Source organism: Thalassotalea psychrophila, assembly GCF_031583595.1.
GTDB classification, from domain to species: domain Bacteria; phylum Pseudomonadota; class Gammaproteobacteria; order Enterobacterales; family Alteromonadaceae; genus Thalassotalea_A; species Thalassotalea_A psychrophila.
Window position 1 is genome coordinate 2,831,574 of record NZ_CP134145.1, and the last position, 18,497, is coordinate 2,850,070.

Consider the following 18,497-nt stretch of genomic DNA (forward strand, 5'->3'; position numbering starts at 1 on the left):
GAGTATTTAATTTTGGATTTATCTAATGGCTATACTACAGTTAAGTAAGATAACTGCATTAATAGCAGAGTCCAACCACTTCATAATGCATTGATAACTCTATATTTAATTAACAAGTGAAATATGTCACATTTGTATTACCCTAAAGAACTTAGCTGGTTAGCGTTTAATGAACGCGTATTACAAGAAGCTCAAGATATTAATAACCCGGTTATTGAGCGGGTTCGATTTTTAGGCATATTTTCAAATAACCAAGATGAATTTTTTCGAGTTAAGGTTGCCGAAATCAAACGAAAAGCGTTACTAAAAAAAGCAGAAGGAGATTTGAAATCGTTAAATAAATACCAAATATTAATCGATAATATTCAACGACAAGTAATTAAACTAAATGACAAATTCAATCAAACCTACCAACAAATTCAGCAAGAGTTGAAAAAAAATGGTATTGAAATAATTACCCATGAACACCTTTCACAATATCATCAACAATGGTTAAAGCAATACTTTACAAATAAAGTGCTGCGCTACACTCAACCATTGATTATCAGTAATTTAATCGACTTCCCTAGCTGTATAGAAGATCACTTAACCTATCTATTTGTTGAGTTAAATAACCAGAATAAGTATCAGTATGCAGCAATTGAAGTGCCCTGTACCGAAACAAATCGCTTTGTTTTATTGCCTAAAGAAAAAAGCAGCAATATACAAAAAATTATTTTACTCGATGATGTTGTCTGTTTTTCATTAACGGATATTTTCAAAGGGCTATTTGTGTTTGATGATATTACCGCTTATTCATTTAAAATCACCCGAGATGCTGAATATTTACTCAGTGAACAAGACTTAGACGATTCAATATTGATGAAAATGTCTAAAAGCTTAAAGCAACGTCTGCATGCTGATCCGGTACGCATTGTGTGCGATGAACAAATGCCCTCACGCATGGAAAACAAACTTAAGAAACTACTCGGTTTTACAAGCTATGACAGCACATCTCCAGGTAGTCGTTATCGTAATTTCAAAGACTTTATTAAGTTTCCAAACGTTGGCAAGGTAAACCTTAGATATACAAAATGGCCTGCTCTGGACAACCAACAATTTTGTAAATACAACACGACCTTTGAAGCAATTAGCGAGCAAGACATATTGCTGTACTACCCTTACCACAAGTTTCATCATTTTAAAGAGTTTGTTCGCCAAGCATCCTTTGATCCTGCAGTTACATCAATCAAGTTAAACATTTATCGGGTAGCAAAAAAGTCACAAATTATTGGTTCATTATTAGATGCAGTGCGCAATGGTAAAAAGGTAACCGTAAATGTAGAGCTTAGAGCGCGCTTCGATGAAAGCAATAACATCGAATGGTCGAAAAAGATGACCGATGCCGGTATCAAAGTTCTGTTTGGCATAGACTCATTAAAAGTTCACTCTAAATTATGTTTAGTAAACAGAGTCGAGCAAGGGAAAATAGTTAAATACGCGCAAGTAAGTACCGGCAATTTCAATGAAGATAGCGCCAAGATATATACTGACTTCGCCTTTTTTACTAAAAACCAGCTAATAGCAGAAGAAGTAGATAACGTCTTTAAATTTATCGAACACAGCTATAAAGACGTTCATTTTGATCATTTGCTGATTTCGCCAATTAATCAGCGTAAGCGACTTAATCAGTTAATTAAAAGCGAGATCAAAAATGCCAAAGCAAACCTGCCAGCAAAGATCATTTTAAAGCTGAATAATCTGGTAGATAAAAAGCTTATCGACAAACTGTATGATGCCAGTAATGCTGGTGTAGATATTCATTTGATCATTCGCGGCATGTGCAGTTTAAAGCCAGGTTTGCCCGGTATTAGCGAGCGTATAACGGTAACCAGTATCGTTGACCGATATTTAGAGCATGCCAGAGTTATGTTATTTCAAAACAATGGTGCGCCATTAGTATTTATCACTTCTGCGGATTGGATGGCACGAAACATAGAAGATAGAGTAGAAGTAGGTTTACCGATATATTCCCCTCCTTTAAAGCAACAAATTACCGACATTCTCGAGTTACAAATTAACGATAATTGCAAGGCTAGAATAATTGACCAGCAGCAGAAAAATGACTATGTCAGCAGCAAAAACCTTAAGAAATTAAGCTCGCAACGAGAAATTTATCAATATTTAAAGCAATGTGAAAACCATGATTAATTCTTTAGCAAAGGCAAGCCAAGAGCAAATTTTAGGTAGAGCTCAAAAAGTGGCTGTAGTTGATTTAGGCTCAAACAGCTTTCATTTAGTACTTGCCCGAATCGTTGAACGAGATGTACAAATTTTATTAAAAGAAAAACTCAGAGTTCGCTTGGCACAAGGTTTAAACGACGATTTAAACTTAACTGAAGAAAGCATTGAGCGTGGTTTACAAACTTTAGCGATATATGCAGAAACTTTAAAAGGCTTCCACCCCGATCAAGTGAATATCATTGCAACTTACACCTTGCGAGTTGCAAACAATGCGATTGAATTTATAAATAAAGCGAAGAGTATAATTCCCTATCCAATTCAGGTTGTTTCTGGTCAAGAAGAAGCACGCCTTATATATCAAGGGGTAGCACACTCTATGCACTATCAACATAATCGATTAGTCATCGATATTGGTGGTGGCAGCAGCGAGCTTATTATTGGTAATGGTTTTAATACTCTCGCACTTAGCAGCCGAAATATTGGCTGTGTTAGCTTAACTAAACAGTATTTCGGTCAAGGTAATATCGACAATAAATGCTTTAAAAAAGCATTGTTGGCAGCAGAGCAAGAACTAGAGCCGATAGTTAGCCAATATAAAAAAATTTCATGGCAATTAACTATCGGTACATCAGGTACAGCTTCTGCGTTAACTGAAATAGCCCTGGCCAACAACTTTTGCAAAGGTCCGCTAACTGTTCAGGCTTTATATGACATTAAAAATGCCATACTTAAGTTTGAACAGTTTGACGATATAACGCTACTGGGTTTAGCTGCTGAGCGTAAGCATGTAATTGTAGGCGGTTTACTAATTATGTTAGCTATATTTGAGCTATTTGAAATAGACCAACTTGAATATTGCGATAAAGCTCTTAGGGAAGGTGCTATCTATGAAATGGAAGATCATTTACAACATGATGACATTAGAGAACGAAGCATTACCAGCCTAATTAAACGAGTAAGTGTAGATCAACAACATAGCGAGAGAGTCGCACAAATCTGTATGCAACTGTTACATAACTGCCAAGCTGGTTGGAGTTTCGCTGCAATACCAGAAACTCAATTATATTTGCGCTGGGCAAGTGTTTTATATGAAGTAGGCATACATATAAACTCAACTAATTATCACCAACATTCCGCTTACATTGTCGAAAATGCAAGTATGCTAGGTTTTAATCAAGATGAAGTCATCCTGTTAACCACCCTATTACGCTTGCATCGTAAAAAAATAGCTAAACAGTTTATTCCAACGCTTGCACTGTTTGAGCATGATTATGTAATTCGTCTTATTTTTATTTTTAGGTTAGCTGTAGTGTTTACCCAAAAGCGCCAGGAGAACTTTCTACCCGCGTGGACAGTGAGCGTAAATAAAAACAACGTTAAGCTAGAGTTTCCACAGGCGTGGTTGATTGATAAGGCATTATTTAAAGCCAACCTCGATACCGAGATTAAACAAATGCAGAAATTAGGAATTAAATTAAGCTACAAAGGCGTTTAACAGTTAAAAGCTAGTTAACCTGAACTCGGGATAAGAAGTTAGTTAACGTACTGTAATTTATAAAATTCTATATTTTTATGTTTCTAGCCAGATGTTTTTTCTTAACACAAGGCAAATTTGTGCGTCAATAGCTGGTCTATTGCAAATAAATTTAACGTAGTGGTAAGGAAAAACAGCAGCTAGAAAGCAAGTTGTTATCCCGAGTTCAGGTTAGTTAGACTTCGTCAACCTTTATTATCTGAATGAGTATCGTGAGGCAGTTTAATTGGTTTACACAAATAGCCTTTGGTATGTGATGCGCGAGCGCAGTCTTTACAAATATGACGTGGTTTATCAACAATATGCCACAGTTCATGTAAATGATTTTCTACTTCTTTTTTTTTCCATTTACATAAAGACTTAACCATTGAGAGCACCTTAAAAGATTATCAGAATTTGTTAACTCTCATAAGTTTATGCAATAAACGCTTTTCTTGCCAAACCAATTCTTATATTTAGTAAATTAATGATCCAATAAAATTACTCACCGGTGGTACAAAAAACCAAGCAAAGGTAGATATATTGAGCACGATCATTAGCCAAAGCTGTATTCTAAAGGAACGTTTTTTAGATTTATGCCTAAACTTTTGTTGTGCCCAAATAGCACCTGGCCAACCACCAATTAAAGCCAGAAGCTGTAAACTTTGCTCAGAGGTTCTCCAGCGATTTAATTGCGCAGCTCTTTTATCCCAACCATAAACAATAATTGTGACAATGCTTAGCAACACATACCCGGTTAAAAAGTGCAGTGAAACGTACTCAATAAGGACTAACCCTCCAATAGCCAATATATACAAATACGCCAGATACAACGTCCATAGAGACGATTTTCTTTTATTAACTGAAGTATGCTGCTTAGAAGCTGATTGAGTCATTTTGATAATTCAATAAGTATTTATATAAGGTTGTAGCCAAGTTAACCAACACAGCGTAAAATTGCCAGCCTAAAATACCCCTGAACTATTATGAAAGGATCCTTTGTGAATAAATATTGCGGCTTAGACTTTGGCACTTCTAACTCTACCTTTGGCACCATACAAAATGGCAGCCCGATATTATTACCATTAGAAGGTGGTAAATTTACCATTCCCAGCGCAATATTTTTTCATTTTGAACTCAACCAAACATTTTTAGGCCGAGCCGCAATTAATGAATACATCGATGGCGAATTTGGCCGTATTATGCGCTCATTAAAAAGTGTATTGGGTACACCGTTAATGGAAGAAAAAACCCAAATCAAGTCGCAACAAGTGCCTTTCGCAGACATCGTCACCAGCTTTTTAAGTCATTTAAAAGCAAGAGCTGAAAGCAGTGCTAACCATCGATTTGAGCAAGTGGTATTAGGCAGGCCAGTACACTTTGTTGATAACGACAAACAGGCCGATTTGTTAGCGCAAGATACGCTTGAAACAGCAGCATTAAGAGCAGGTTTTAGTGATGTATTGTTTCAATACGAGCCAATAGCAGCAGCTCTTGATTTTGAACAAAGCATTAATAAAGAAGAAATCGCCTTAATTGTTGATATTGGTGGTGGTACGTCTGACTTTTCAGTTGTGCGTTTATCACCTGAGCGTGCGCTTAGAAGTGAGCGTGAAGAAGATATTCTAGCCAATGGCGGCATTCATATTGGTGGTACCGACTTTGACCGAAAATTAAGCCTTGAAACGGTTATGCCGCACCTGGGTTATAAAAGTAAATTTAAAGAAACTAAACAAATTAGAAACACCGATAGCCAATTTAGCATCCGTAGCTCAATTGCTAATGTTTCTCATAGCGAAAGCAAGCAAATGTTTATGCCATCAAGCTATTACCATGAGTTAGCCACCTGGCACAAAATTCATCATTTATATGAAAATAACACAAAAATTTCGTTAAAAGATTTAGCATTTAGGGTTGAGAACAAACAATTGATAGACCGCTTATTAAACGTGATTAACAAACGTGAAGGTCATCTATTAGCCATAGATGTTGAACAAGCAAAAATTGATTTAACCACACATGCTAGCGCTAATATAGATTTAGATTATGTTGAGTCAAAGTTAAACGTAGATTTAAGCATTGATCAATTACATGACGCCATACAAACAGAAGTAAACAATATTAAAAAGCAGGCCTTACTTACTATTGCTGATGCAGGCATTAAATACACCGATATTACTAAAGTGTTTATGACCGGTGGTACCACAGCAATACCTATGGTGAGACAAACTATTGTCGATTTATTCCCAAACACTGAAATAGTAGATGGCGACAAATTTGGCAGCGTAGGCATGGGCTTGGCTATAGATGCGGGCCGTAAGTTTGGATAGAAAGCGATCAGCTAGAAGGCTACAAGCTTTCTAGCTTCGGCCTTTCCCCGCACTAACAATTTCCTGAACTTGTTTCAGGATCTAAACTACAAGCGAGATCCTGACATTCGTCAGGAAATAGTATGAGTTAGCCCGCCAGGAAGTAGAGTGGGAACCCACATCCTAGCTTTTCGTTTCTCGTTTCTAGTTTCTCGTTTGTCGTTTCTAGATTAATGAAAAACCTGTCGACTAAACCTCATATGTTTAGAGTTTTCGGTTAGTTTTTTAAAGCCTTCATGATCAATACATACTAAGTTTTCATGATCGCCAGCTTCAAGATACACCTCATCTAAATCATCAAGCAATGAATCACAAATCATCGTCATGTTGTACGCATCACCTGAAGGTGGAACCGCACCGTGTTCACAATCTTTGAATAATTCATAAACTTTATTTTCTTTAATTAAACGATAACTACCAAGTAATTCATCATTGATAAACGACATACTTACCTTGTTATTAGCCGGTAATACGGCCATTAATTTACGTCCTTCATGATCTTCTAGCATCACCGCTTTTGCAATTTTATACAGAGGCACATTAGCAGATATGGCACTGCTAACAGAATTAAGGCTATGAAAATGAGGGATCACCTGATAATTGATTTGATGTTGATTCAAGTACGAATCTAGTCGGCTTGCAACAGACATAAATACCTCCAAAACAATGTAAATGAATACTAATTAGGTTCTTTAAGTATAGTTGCATGTGCTCAAATAGGCATAATTAAAAGCAATAAAATTATTTTAACAAACTTATAAATATTCACACTAACAATCAAAATAAACTGCTGATATATAACAATAAAGTTAATACAAAGATATAAAGTAGATATTTAACTGTAAACCATTATTCACTAGTAGATAATTTTTATAACAATTATTGAATTATTCAATTTGACTATGCCTAAATGTTTTTGCAAACTCACGCTCAAATCTATAAAAAGAATTTATCATGGAGAATATTAGGTGAGTAAATTATCATCATTACTGCTGTGCGCAATTAGTGCAGTAAGTACCCTTTCTGTCGCCGACGAAGGCATGTGGCAACCACATCAATTACCTAGCATTAGTAAAGAACTAACTGCTGCCGGTTTAGAATTAAACCCAACTGACTTAACCAATCTTACCGAATTTCCAATGGGCGCGATTGTAAGCTTAGGCGGTTGTACCGCTTCGTTTGTTTCAGACCAAGCTCTAGTAGTAAGTAACCATCACTGCGTATATGGCTCAGTGCAATATAATTCTACAGAAGAGAACAACCTACTTAAAAATGGATTTTTAGCAAAATCGTTCGCTGAAGAATTACCAGCAGCTCCTGGTCAACGTATTTATGTAACCGAAGAAATTACCGAAGTAACACCGCTTATTAAAGGTGGTATTACAACAGCAATGAAGGGTGACGAACGTTACAAATTTATCGACACTAATAGCAAGAAGCTAGTTAGCCAATGTGAACAAGATAAGAATTATCGTTGTAGCGTTGTTAACTTTCACGGCGGTCTTGAGTACTACCTATTTAAACAATTAATGATCCGCGATGTACGTTTAGTGCATGCACCTGCATCAAGTGTAGGTAAATATGGCGGTGATATTGATAACTGGATGTGGCCGCGTCATACCGGTGATTACGGATTTTACCGTGCATACGTTGGTAAAGATGGGCAACCTGCTGATTACTCTGTAGATAACGTACCATATCAACCTAAGCATCACTTAAAAGTGAATAAAGCTTCTGTTAATGAAGACGACTACATTATGGTATTGGGTTACCCAGGTAGAACTAACCGCTACCGCGTAGCGAGTGAAGTTGAGCATCAATTCACTTGGGCTTACCCTGTAGCCAAGTCTTACCGTGAAGAAATCATTAATTTGATCCATGAAAACTCAGAAGTGGGTAGCGATAAACGTATTAAGTATCAAAATGAATTGGCAAGCTTGGCAAATTACGCCAAGAACTACGGTTCATTAATAGAAAGCTACAACAAAGGCACAACGCTTGAGCGTAAACAGCAGCTTGAAGCACAATTAAGTACTTGGATTAACAGTAATCCAAAACGTAAAGCTAAATACGGTAGTGCTTTGTCAGGTATAAACAAACTAGTTAATGACAGCCAAGAGTTTGCGCCACGCAGTTATGTTTTAAGCTACATGGCAAGAAGCAAATTACTGACCACCGCAAATAAACTACACCGCTTAGCCATTGAAAAAGCGAAACCAGATCTTGAGCGCCAGCGCGGCTATCAAGAGCGTGACATGGACCGTTTTGCGCAAGGCATGAAAACCATTAACCGTCGTTTAGACTTAGACATTGATCAAAAAATATTAACGCACATGTTAACGCATTACGCAGCTTTACCTGAAAAGCAACGTATTAAAGAGCTTGATCAATTCTTCGCTCTAGAAAATGGCTTAAACGAAACTGCATTAAAAAGTAAACTTGATGCTATTTACAAAACTACTGAATTGGCCGATGAAGAAACTCGTTTAGCTTGGATGAATAAAAGCGTAGAAGAGTTTAACAACTCAAACGACCCATTCATTCAATTAGCTGTTAATACCTTTAAATCGCGTAAAGCCATTGAAGACAGCAGCAAAGAATTAGCTGGCAATTTACAAGCGTATCGCCCTAAATTTATGGAAGCATTAATTGCTTACAATAAATCAAAAGACATCCCTGTATATGCCGATGCAAACAGTACGTTACGTGTAACATACGGCAACGTAAAAGGCTATTCACCTAAAGATGGTATCACTGCTGCGCCGTTCACTACAGTAGAAGGTATTGTTGCAAAAGATACAGGTGCATTCCCATTTGATGCCCCTAAAAAGCAGCTCGATTTAATCAACAAAAGACAATACGGCTCGTATACCAAAGATGACTTAAACACTGTTCCAGTTAACTTTTTAGGTACATTAGATATTACCGGTGGTAACTCTGGCTCACCAACGTTAAACAGCAAAGCTGAATTTGTTGGCTTAGTATTTGATGGTGTATACGAGAGTATTATTGGCGGTTGGGATTACGACGCTAAATTGAACCGTTCAATACATGTCGACGTACGTTACATGCTTTGGGTTATGGAGCACATTGATGGCGCTACCAACCTAATTGATGAAATGGATATTGTTGAAATGTCCGCAAACGGTGAAGTAACAACTACTGTAGCTGAATAATAAGCAGGAAAGCTTCAATAAAAAAGGCTACAAGGTTTAATCTTGTAGCCTTTTTGCTTTCTAGATTTAAGATCCCGTATCAAGTACGGGAAGACAAAAGAAAAGGTACGGGAAGACAAAATAAAGTGTAGAGAAGATGGCAGAGGAAGTACCGGGGCCGCTTTTCGTTTGTAGTTTCTAGTTTCTCGTTTCTCGTTTCTAGTTTCTCGTTTCTCGTTTCTCGTTTCTCGTTTCTCGTTTCTAGTTTGTAGCTTTCTCGCTTTCTATTTTAAAACTTTGAAAGCGTTGCAGTTTAATGTCTTCATGCCAATAATCCTCAGCCAAACCAGCCTTTAACTTAAGCTTGCCAACAAAATCGTAAGGTTTGGGCAATGACTCCCATACCGACGGTAAAAATAATGCATTATGCTGATTATATTCGAGTACTAAGCCATCAACATTTGGCTTTAACTCTGCAAGCAAGTGCGCCTCGCCTTTGTTTTCCATAGGCTCAAGCGTTGATAATATTGATATTTGAAAGCTTAAGTTTTCAAGTTCATCAGCCGTTAGGTGCTCAAAGCGATAATCTTCAAACGCACTGCTGTAACTGTATTTGCAAATGTTTTCCCATAATGGCCGCTCACTTTGCATAGTACCAATACATCCTCGTAACTCACCTTGAACATACAAGGTAACAAAGCAGGCACAAGGTGTTAGTAGTGCTTTAGAATTGGGTGCAAGAGGCTTGATATAGCAGTTTTCTTTTACCGCTTGCGTTAATACTTGCCTAACAAGGTTTATGGCAAGGTCTTGCTCGGCGTTGGTTAATTCAATACACGATAAAGCTGGCATAGCCTACTACCTTCTCTTTATCACCTGCTGTATCGCCTGAGTTTTCATATTTAACCATACGTATTTTCCACTTGGCATGATCACAAAATTTAAAAAAACCATTTAATACATTACTGCCACATGCATCTTCGCCAGTTAGGTCAGTATCAAAATTAAGCATACGTACTATGTTAAAGTTATCTATAGCATTGGCCTGTTGGTAAGTATGAAAATGGCTCATGTCGGTGCTTATCAAAAACAAAGTACCTTCAACATTAAGCGCATTAATGACTGTATATACATCATCAATTGAACAAGCACCAACCACAATAGGCAAAATAGTGAACTTAGCTAAGCATCCTTGTAAAAATGGCAATTGCACTTCTAATGAGTGCTCAAACTGATGGGCTTCATTTGAGTATTGCACTAACCCTTTATCCACTAAGTTTTGACAAGCAGGTATGTCAACGCTTATATCACCTAGAGGAGTAGAGAACGCTTCATAACTGGCAACCGCTAACCCCTGAAGAGCAATGCGGTGGCAAGGACCTAATATAACTACCCGATCAATGTCGTTGCAGCTATTAGCCAATAACCGGTAAGCCGCACCGGCAACAGGCCCTGAATAGATATAGCCAGCATGGGGAACAATCAATGCTTTGGCATGCACGCCAGCATCAACAAACTCACCAATACACTGCATAACACTGTCGGCCAGATCTATTGGATCATCACAATAAAAACTGCCTGCTACCGCAGGCTCTCGAATGCTCACCTTTACTCCTTGGAAGTCGACTAAATTAACATCACTATTAAGTATAGATAAAATTATTTAGCTATAGTTAATATAGGTGGTAATAAATATGACAGACACCCTTATTGAACATTTTCCTACCAAGTTTTGGCATCAAATGGATGATGGCAGGGTTTGTTGTGATGTATGCCCACAGCATTGCACATTAAGAGAAGGCAAACGTGGCAGCTGCTTTGTGCGTATGCATCATAAGGGCGAAATAGTATTAACCAGTTATGGCCGCTCATCTGGTTTTTGTATTGACCCTATAGAAAAAAAACCACTGAATCATTTCTACCCGGGTAGTAGCGTACTCTCCTTTGGCACTGCCGGCTGTAATTTAAGTTGCCAGTTTTGCCAGAACTGGGACATGAGTAAATCAAGGCAGTTAGATACCCTGTGCGCTACAGCGTTGCCAGAGCAACTGGCAAATACAGCCAAGCAACAACACTGCAAAAGCTTGGCGTTTACCTATAACGACCCAGTTATATTTATGGAGTATGCGATAGACACCGCAATTGCAGCAAAAGAACAAGGTATAAAAAGCGTTGCGGTAAGTGCCGGCTATATTTGTGATGAGCCTAGAGTTGAATTCTTTAAACACATGGATGCCGCTAATATTGATTTAAAAGCCTTCACTGAAAGCTTTTATCACAAGGTATGCCATGGTCATTTGCAACCAGTGTTAGACACTCTGATCTATTTAAAAAATGAAACTAATGTTTGGTTTGAAATAACTACCCTACTCATTCCAGATGAAAACGACTCTGATGCAGAGCTAAACAATATGTGTCAATGGGTAGCTGAAAACCTTGGTCTAAACGTACCCCTACATTTCAGCGCCTTCCATCCTGACTTTAAAATGCTCGATAAAGGCAATACACCTATTACAACCCTATTAAAAGCCAGAAGTATTGCGAAAAATTACGGCCTTAACTTTGTATACTGCGGTAATGTATTTGATGTAGATTCCGATACAACCTATTGCCCGAACTGCCAGCATCCTGTAATAAAACGAAACTGGTATGAAATAAGTCAATATCATTTAACTTCAAGCGGTAATTGCCAACACTGCGGCAAGAAAATAAATGGCATGTTTGGTGAATACAAAAATGGTTTTGGTAGGCAGCGTATTCCTGTATCGATAACGTAAATGGTGCAATGATGAATGGCTCAAAAATAACACCACAAGTAATATTAAATGAAGCTCTGACACTAGCGCAGCAAAGTTCTTGGGAGAACTTTAGTATGTTGTTATTGGCCGAAAAGTTACACTGCGACCTTAGCGTTATCCGCACTTATTATCGCTCGAAAGACGATATGGCCGAAGCGTTGTTTGATCAGGCAGATGCCGCCATGCTACAGCTTGCAGGTAAACTAGACCGAAAAAGTTTAACCAGTACCGAGTGCCTTATTGATTGTATTATGGCTTGGTTTAATTTTCTTGCTCCTCACAAAGACCTGGTTAAAGAAATCTTTGCCTATAAATTTGAACCAGGCCACTTTCACTTGCAAGCCCATGGCATTACACGCGTTAGCCGAACAGTACAGTGGTTTCTCCAAGCTGCAGGTAGAGATCACACTGGCATAAAGCGTGTAGGTGATGAACTATCGGTAACGTCGGTCTATTTATTGAGTTTAGCCTTCTATTTTGTTGATAAGAGTGAGCAACATGTCAAAACCAGGGCATTATTGCAGCGCATGTTAAAGCGAAACAGCAAGTTATACCATGCATTAAGAGTAATTAGCCGGCCAATTAGGCTCGGTAAGTAATATAAATGGATGCCTTAACCCATGCAATTGTTGGCGCTGCAATTGCACAGTTGCCCCGCTCTAGTGGACTCAACAAACAAAGCTCAATATCTTGGCGTAAACGGGCAATCATCGGCGCCAGCGCTGCGCTGTTTCCAGATATTGACTATCTGTTATTTCTAATTAACCCGTTGGATTTTATTGCTTACTGGCACAGGGCTGAAACTCACTCTTTATTGCTGGCACCTCTGTGGGCTTGGCTAATAATGCAATGTTGGCAGCGTTTTACTTCCTGGCAACTGCCAACAAAACAATTATATTGGTTATGTTTTCTGGCCATAACGTCTCACCCACTACTTGATAGTTTGACGACGTTCGGCACCCAATGGTTTGCGCCAATAAGTCGTTATCGGTTCGCTTTCAATGTACTGTTTGTGATTGATGTCTACTTCAGCGTAATAGCATTGTGTAGTTTGCTATTACTCATTATCGTCAATCATCAAATCGTTAAAATACTCGCGTTATTATTACCCGCTTGCTACCTACTGGTGGTATTTAACATCAAGCATAATATTGAACAGTCTCTTAGTGGAAACCAGCAAACCATTACCCTGCTACCCCAACCATTTTCCTTGCTTTACTGGCAAGCCATAAGTCAAACAGAGCATGGCTTTGTTCAGACATACATTAAGCTGGGCAGTGATCCCATTGCTCAATGGGTTAGTAGTAAATTTGGTTTACCGCAACAAGCAAGCTATCAACTTAGCGAGCAATTAACTTGGCAACACTATAACACCTTGCCCTCAGGGCCAATAATGAACAACCATGCATTGCAAGTATGGCAACACCCTAAGTTCAAGGCGTTTCATCAGTTCAGCGCATACCCTATTTTTTATGACTACCAGCACACACCGCAACACACCTGTGTTTGGTTTAGTGATTTACGCTATCACTGGCCCAATGTTATTCCATCGTTTCGTTATGGTATGTGCAGAAAAAACCAAACTAACCACTCTAATGAATGGCACTTATATCGAATGAAATATTTTAGTGAGCAGGCTGTGACCGCTAATTAATCGCTAATGTAATATAGACATTGAAACTTAGCTAAAACTTAACTGCTCAGTCATTATTCAAAACCGAACACAACATATTTAAAAGCGAACATATAGCCCCTAACCTCACCTACCTAAAAACTATAAGACACTGTAAATAAACAAGTTTTAATATTGGCACGAATATTCCATATAAAAGTTAATACAATGTAAATATTAATGAGTAATGATGAAAATTGAACTAGCCCAGCAAAAGCCTTGGAAAAAAATTGCCGCAATAAGCCTATTTATAGCCTTAATTGGCTACGCCACTTTTGCAGTAAGCAGTAAGGCTAGCAAAACTGTTGATATCGCCAACTTATCTTTTCAAACGGTTAGCAATGGACCTTTAGATATATACAGCGGCGCCTACGGTGAGTTTGCTTCAGCAAGAGAGCGTTTATTAACGGCTCCGGCGTTAGGAAAAGTTGCTGAAATTTTAGTACGCCCAGGTACTAAGGTAACGCCAGGCACCATTATTTTGCACTTAACAAACCCTAAGCTTGAACAAGAAGTTAGCCAAGCACAAGGACAGCTTGCGCAACAACAAGCCCAGTTAGAAGCGTTTAAATACGAACAACAAAGCGAACGCTTAAATTACCAGGGCCGCATTGCCGACATTGAAGCTGAAATTGAAAAGGCACAACTTGAATTATCGGTTAATGAAAATTTAATGAATTTGGGCGTATCGTCAAAAATTGAATTACAACGAGCCAAGTTAGCGGTAAAACAAGAAACTAAACGATTGAAGTTTGAAAAACAAAAATATCAGCAGTTTATTGAAATGCAAGGTTACCAGCTAACTCAACGTGACATCACCATTGTTCAACAAGCATCGCAAGTTGCGCTTTTAGAAAAGCAATTAGCAGATATGCAAGTAAAAGCCGGCATCACGGGTTCATTGCAAACTCTAGAAGTTGAGTTGGGCCAGAGTGTGCAATTGGGTGAATCATTAGCAAAAGTTGGCAGCGATAAAGAGCTTATTGCCCGTTTGCGTTTACCGCAACATCAAGCAGATCAAATTGACATAAATGCCCCCGTAATTATAGATACTCAAAAAGGCAAAATTGCCGCTCACATAACCCGCATCGAAAGCGTTGTTTCTAATGGTTCAGTGCTTGCGGAAGCCGTTATTGATGGTGAGTTAACCTCAAATGCTCGCCCTTCTTTGGCTATATCGGCGCAAGTATTTGTAATGCATAACGACAAAGCAACGTTTATTAATCAAGCACCAGGATTACGTCCCCGTTCTAAACAAGCGTTATTTGTACGTACATCAAGCAATTTATTAGAACAACGCAGCGTAACCTTTGGTGAGCTATCACAAAACAAACTAGTGGTTACAGAAGGCCTAACTGAAGGCGAAGAAATTGTCAGCAGTGACACCAGCAAATACAACCAATTCAGCCAGTTATCATTAAATAACTAACAACCAAATAAAATACAGAAATTAATAATTAAAATTAACAGGACGGAATTTACCATGAAAAAAGTAGTTGAAATGAACAATGTTCACAAACGTTATGATGGCCAACAAATTGAAACTCATGCCCTGCAAGGCATCTCTCTTGAGATTAACCAAGGTGAGTTTGTTGCTATTACCGGCCCATCAGGTTGCGGTAAGTCAACGTTGTTATCAATTATGGGACTAATGGACAGTGCCAGTGAAGGCGATTATCACATTGCTGATATCAATACTGCTGGCCTTAAAGTTGATCAACGTACACAAATTAGAAATCAGCATATTGGCTACGTGTTTCAATCATTCAATTTAATTGACAGCTTAACTGTATTTGAAAACGTTGCCCTGCCGCTTGAACACCGAAACGTTGGCAAGGCAGAAATAAAACAGCGTGTTGAAGAAGTGCTAACCCAAGTAGATATGTGGCACAGACAGAACTACCGTCCTAACCAATTATCTGGTGGTCAACAGCAACGTATCGCCATTGCTCGTGCGTTGGTAGGCAAGCCCGATCTTATTTTGGTGGATGAGCCAACCGGTAATCTTGACAGTAAAAATGGCGATCAGGTTATGGCATTGCTAGAGCAATTAAACAAAGACGGTTCTACCATAGTTATGGTTACTCATGACACTCGTTATTCTCGTTGTGCAAATCGTCAAATACAGCTGCTTGATGGTCAAATTGTTACAGAGCAAAAATTACGAGGTGTTGCATGAGTTTATACAAAAAGGCTTTTTTGCATGGCATCGCGCGAGTATTCGCATTGCCACGCCTAAGCATCCCATTGATCTTAACGTTGGGCCTAACCTTAGGTGCAGTATTAAGCGTAACGGCAATTTCATCGACTTTGTTATATCAACCACTGCAAGGAGTTAAAAACGAAGCATCACTACAAACTTTTGAATACCGATTTAAAATGTCAGATACCTTAAGTGTGTCTTACTGGAATATGAATCGTTTACAGTCATTTGGTGAACAGTTTGCTGATTTAGGCGAATGGGCAGGCATTAACCCGACTGAACAAAATGTTGAAATTAACAATGGAATTTATCCAACGACTCGATTTGAAGCTTCAGATAATATTTTACAAGTTTTGGGCACGCGTTTATTACTTGGTGATGATGTAACCATGCCAGCTCCAGAAAAGTATGTTTGGATCTCAGAAAGTTTATGGAAATATGCCTACGCAGGTGCAGAATCTGTAATTGGCAAACAGTTAAACGTAAATAATCAGCCATTTATTATTGCCGGCGTTATTGAAGATTTAATGGCCATAAAAAGTGCTCAAGAAGTTTTACCACAACAAGTTTGGTTTATTCAAAATCTTGCCACTGTTGCAGCACAACAAGATAATGTTGGAAATATCAGTAACGAAATTGATTTCTTATTGTTTAAAAGTGCCAATAGTAATGCAGTGTTACCTACCCTAGAGCAAACTAATGAATGGCTAAACATCCACACCACTAAAAATGTTGAAGGCGATAACCTGCAATTATTTTTGGACTTTCTCAATAGTGCTAATAAAGAAGTAACAATCGCTCCGTATCGCAGCAATATGCTAGGCGAAACAGAAGGCTTAATAATTGCTCTATTTGCTGCTTCTATCGGCTTATTATTAATGGCCACACTTAATTTATTGAACTTGTTTATTGCTCATTATCAAGGACGAACTAAAGAGTTTGCTATTCAATTAAGCCTAGGTTCAAGCTTGTTGAAAATTAGATTACTGGTGTTACTTGAAAATTTACCAAGTTTTTTACTGGCGGCAACTGCTGGATTATTAATGACCGGTTGGGCACTTAAAAGTTTACCGTTAATTGCTGGTGATAGCTTACCGATGATAGATAGTATCGGCCTCAATGGTATTACTATCGGCGCATCATTTGCGATCATAATTTTATTAAGTATTTTGTTTAGTGCGCTGGCCTTAGTTGATATTGATAAAAAGGCCCTGTCTAATAACCTTAATAGCAGTGGTAAAGGCATTCAGGCACAAAGCAACCAATGGCTAAGTCGCATGCTAATGGTGTTGCAGCTTTCGATTGCATCAATGTTGTTAACGGCGTCTGTGATGATCACTACGCAAAGCTATCAATCTGTTTACCAAGATTTAGGCTACGACATAGGTAACTCTTATAATGTTTCACTAACGATTGCCGATGAAGAATATGTAGCCCAGTTAAGAGATTTTGAAGAATATAAAGGTAGTGAAGTTAATACCTTGCTTAACGATGTAGGCACTATGATTGAATCTAGTGTGGCCGACAGTAAGTTAATAGTTGCCGACTATGGTCCGCTTTCTGATTCTCTGCAAGTAAATGCGTTTCTTAATGAAGACAATAATAATGAGCAAGTGATCTATCAGGTGAGAAGCTTGAGTGCTAACTTTTTCAGTACGTTCAATATAAAAATGCTTGCAGGTGCTAATTTAACCCAAGAGCAAATTAGCAATGACGAAGACCGAATTGTCATTGATCAAAACATGGCAAAAGCTATGTACCCAACATTAACCAATGATGAAATTATTGGCAAAGCGATCAAGCTAAGCCAGAGCGGTGATCACGGTATGATAGTAACCGGCATTGTTAGTAATACCATTAGCCAAACAGGCATTGCCAACCCACTTGGTATACCTGCGGTGTACTCACATCGTATTGATACCGGTGGCAGCTTACAATTTACAGTGATGATGCCAGAAGGCAAAAACTTGTCTATCGATATGCTTAATGACGAATTTGCCCGCCAATTTCCACGCTTGAGTAATTTACAAGTAACATCAGTTGATGATATCTGGAAACAACAAACGCTAAATCAACGGGTGAGCTTATGGGTGGTAATAACCATGACCGCGTTAACCTTGATTTTAGCCGCTATTGGTGTTGCTGGTTTAACTCAAATGACCACCAATCACCGTAAGTACGAATTGGCAGTACGCATGGCAACTGGCGCTAAACAATCACGCCTGGTACGCTTTATTTTAAAAGATGCCTTTTGGATGTTGGTGATAGGTTTAGGTTTAGGCTTTGTCGTTTCGGTAATCGGCTATCAACAAATTCAGCAACAATTAGAAATGTTACCTGAATTTAACTGGCTAGCAATGACGGCACTAGACAGTGGTTTAATTGCCATAGTATTGCTTTCAGTAATGATGCCGGCTTGGCGAGTAATTAGCTCTGATCCAATGCAAGCACTACGCGAAGAGTAGATTTTTGATGCAATTTTACCAATGAGGTTAATCGCATTGGTATAACCTCAAACAATAAAGTAAACTCAGGGTTAATATCTATTTAGGTGTTAGCCCTTT

The 18,497-nt window shown here is 38.4% G+C and carries 15 protein-coding genes; 10 read left to right on the top strand and 5 right to left on the bottom strand.

Annotation, left to right across the window (positions count from 1 at the left end; genetic code table 11):
* Positions 1 to 123: 123 nt before the first annotated feature.
* Positions 124 to 2,190: a polyphosphate kinase 1 gene (gene ppk1 / locus RGQ13_RS11555; protein WP_348389902.1), complete on the top strand. Its 2,067-nt coding sequence runs from the start codon at positions 124 to 126 to the stop codon at positions 2,188 to 2,190.
* A complete protein-coding gene (locus tag RGQ13_RS11560; protein ID WP_348389903.1) occupies positions 2,183 to 3,718 on the top strand; it encodes a Ppx/GppA phosphatase family protein in 1,536 nt (511 codons plus the stop codon). Before ppk1 ends, RGQ13_RS11560 begins: the two co-directional genes overlap by 8 nt.
* Positions 3,719 to 3,942: 224 nt before the next feature.
* On the opposite strand, the gene RGQ13_RS11565 is transcribed toward RGQ13_RS11560, so the two are convergent.
* Entirely contained in the window at positions 3,943 to 4,125 is a 183-nt protein-coding gene (locus RGQ13_RS11565; RefSeq protein WP_348389904.1) for a hypothetical protein, read from the bottom strand.
* Positions 4,126 to 4,212: 87 nt separating this feature from the next.
* Complete coding sequence (locus tag RGQ13_RS11570; protein WP_348389905.1) at positions 4,213 to 4,632, bottom strand: DUF1294 domain-containing protein; 420 nt, start codon at positions 4,630 to 4,632, stop codon at positions 4,213 to 4,215.
* A gap of 105 nt (positions 4,633 to 4,737) precedes the next feature.
* Here RGQ13_RS11570 and RGQ13_RS11575 point away from each other — a divergent pair, with 105 nt between their 5' ends.
* The gene (locus RGQ13_RS11575; RefSeq protein ID WP_348389906.1) at positions 4,738 to 6,066 is read left to right on the top strand and encodes an Hsp70 family protein; all 1,329 of its coding nucleotides are present in this window, start codon (positions 4,738 to 4,740) and stop codon (positions 6,064 to 6,066) included.
* Between the two features lie 209 nt (positions 6,067 to 6,275).
* On the opposite strand, the gene RGQ13_RS11580 is transcribed toward RGQ13_RS11575, so the two are convergent.
* Complete coding sequence (locus tag RGQ13_RS11580; RefSeq protein ID WP_348389907.1) at positions 6,276 to 6,755, bottom strand: aminoacyl-tRNA deacylase; 480 nt, start codon at positions 6,753 to 6,755, stop codon at positions 6,276 to 6,278.
* Between the two features lie 318 nt (positions 6,756 to 7,073).
* On the opposite strand from RGQ13_RS11580, the gene RGQ13_RS11585 reads away from it, so the two are divergent.
* Positions 7,074 to 9,281, top strand: a complete 2,208-nt coding sequence (locus RGQ13_RS11585) for a S46 family peptidase (protein WP_348389908.1) — start codon at positions 7,074 to 7,076, stop codon at positions 9,279 to 9,281.
* 240 nt (positions 9,282 to 9,521) lie between these two features.
* Here the strand turns inward: RGQ13_RS11585 and amrA are convergent, their stop codons facing one another.
* Positions 9,522 to 10,112 (bottom strand): AmmeMemoRadiSam system protein A, encoded by a 591-nt coding sequence (gene amrA, locus RGQ13_RS11590; protein ID WP_348389909.1) that lies wholly within the window; start codon positions 10,110 to 10,112, stop codon positions 9,522 to 9,524.
* Positions 10,090 to 10,866, bottom strand: a complete 777-nt coding sequence (gene amrB / locus RGQ13_RS11595) for an AmmeMemoRadiSam system protein B (RefSeq protein WP_348389910.1) — start codon at positions 10,864 to 10,866, stop codon at positions 10,090 to 10,092. The genes amrA and amrB overlap by 23 nt, the downstream gene beginning before the upstream one ends.
* Before the next feature lie 88 nt (positions 10,867 to 10,954).
* Between amrB and amrS the strand changes: the two genes are divergently transcribed.
* The 6 genes from amrS to RGQ13_RS11625 all read left to right on the top strand — a co-directional run bounded on the left by amrS (position 10,955) and on the right by RGQ13_RS11625 (position 18,398).
* Positions 10,955 to 12,037, top strand: coding sequence for an AmmeMemoRadiSam system radical SAM enzyme (amrS, locus tag RGQ13_RS11600; RefSeq protein ID WP_348389911.1), 1,083 nt, complete (start codon positions 10,955 to 10,957; stop codon positions 12,035 to 12,037).
* A gap of 11 nt (positions 12,038 to 12,048) precedes the next feature.
* Positions 12,049 to 12,657 (top strand): hypothetical protein, encoded by a 609-nt coding sequence (locus tag RGQ13_RS11605; protein WP_348389912.1) that lies wholly within the window; start codon positions 12,049 to 12,051, stop codon positions 12,655 to 12,657.
* A 5-nt stretch (positions 12,658 to 12,662) separates the two neighbouring features.
* A complete protein-coding gene (locus RGQ13_RS11610; RefSeq protein WP_348389913.1) occupies positions 12,663 to 13,712 on the top strand; it encodes a metal-dependent hydrolase in 1,050 nt (349 codons plus the stop codon).
* Between the two features lie 208 nt (positions 13,713 to 13,920).
* Positions 13,921 to 15,159 (top strand): efflux RND transporter periplasmic adaptor subunit, encoded by a 1,239-nt coding sequence (locus RGQ13_RS11615; RefSeq protein ID WP_348389914.1) that lies wholly within the window; start codon positions 13,921 to 13,923, stop codon positions 15,157 to 15,159.
* Positions 15,160 to 15,213: 54 nt separating this feature from the next.
* Positions 15,214 to 15,909 carry an ABC transporter ATP-binding protein gene (locus RGQ13_RS11620; RefSeq protein WP_348389915.1) on the top strand — a complete coding sequence of 232 codons (696 nt, stop codon included), beginning with the start codon at positions 15,214 to 15,216 and terminating at the stop codon, positions 15,907 to 15,909.
* Positions 15,906 to 18,398, top strand: coding sequence for an FtsX-like permease family protein (locus RGQ13_RS11625; RefSeq protein ID WP_348389916.1), 2,493 nt, complete (start codon positions 15,906 to 15,908; stop codon positions 18,396 to 18,398). The genes RGQ13_RS11620 and RGQ13_RS11625 overlap by 4 nt, the downstream gene beginning before the upstream one ends.
* Positions 18,399 to 18,497: the final 99 nt, after the last annotated feature.

Coding starts and splice junctions, on each gene's coding strand:
- ppk1 (WP_348389902.1), top strand. CDS start 124: ATGTCACATTTGTATTACCCTAAAGAACTTAGCTGGTTAGCGTTTAAT.
- RGQ13_RS11560 (WP_348389903.1), top strand. CDS start 2,183: ATGATTAATTCTTTAGCAAAGGCAAGCCAAGAGCAAATTTTAGGTAGA.
- RGQ13_RS11565 (WP_348389904.1), bottom strand. CDS start 4,125: ATGGTTAAGTCTTTATGTAAATGGAAAAAAAAAGAAGTAGAAAATCAT.
- RGQ13_RS11570 (WP_348389905.1), bottom strand. CDS start 4,632: ATGACTCAATCAGCTTCTAAGCAGCATACTTCAGTTAATAAAAGAAAA.
- RGQ13_RS11580 (WP_348389907.1), bottom strand. CDS start 6,755: ATGTCTGTTGCAAGCCGACTAGATTCGTACTTGAATCAACATCAAATC.
- amrA (WP_348389909.1), bottom strand. CDS start 10,112: ATGCCAGCTTTATCGTGTATTGAATTAACCAACGCCGAGCAAGACCTT.
- amrS (WP_348389911.1), top strand. CDS start 10,955: ATGACAGACACCCTTATTGAACATTTTCCTACCAAGTTTTGGCATCAA.
- RGQ13_RS11605 (WP_348389912.1), top strand. CDS start 12,049: ATGAATGGCTCAAAAATAACACCACAAGTAATATTAAATGAAGCTCTG.
- RGQ13_RS11610 (WP_348389913.1), top strand. CDS start 12,663: ATGGATGCCTTAACCCATGCAATTGTTGGCGCTGCAATTGCACAGTTG.
- RGQ13_RS11615 (WP_348389914.1), top strand. CDS start 13,921: ATGAAAATTGAACTAGCCCAGCAAAAGCCTTGGAAAAAAATTGCCGCA.
- RGQ13_RS11620 (WP_348389915.1), top strand. CDS start 15,214: ATGAAAAAAGTAGTTGAAATGAACAATGTTCACAAACGTTATGATGGC.
- RGQ13_RS11625 (WP_348389916.1), top strand. CDS start 15,906: ATGAGTTTATACAAAAAGGCTTTTTTGCATGGCATCGCGCGAGTATTC.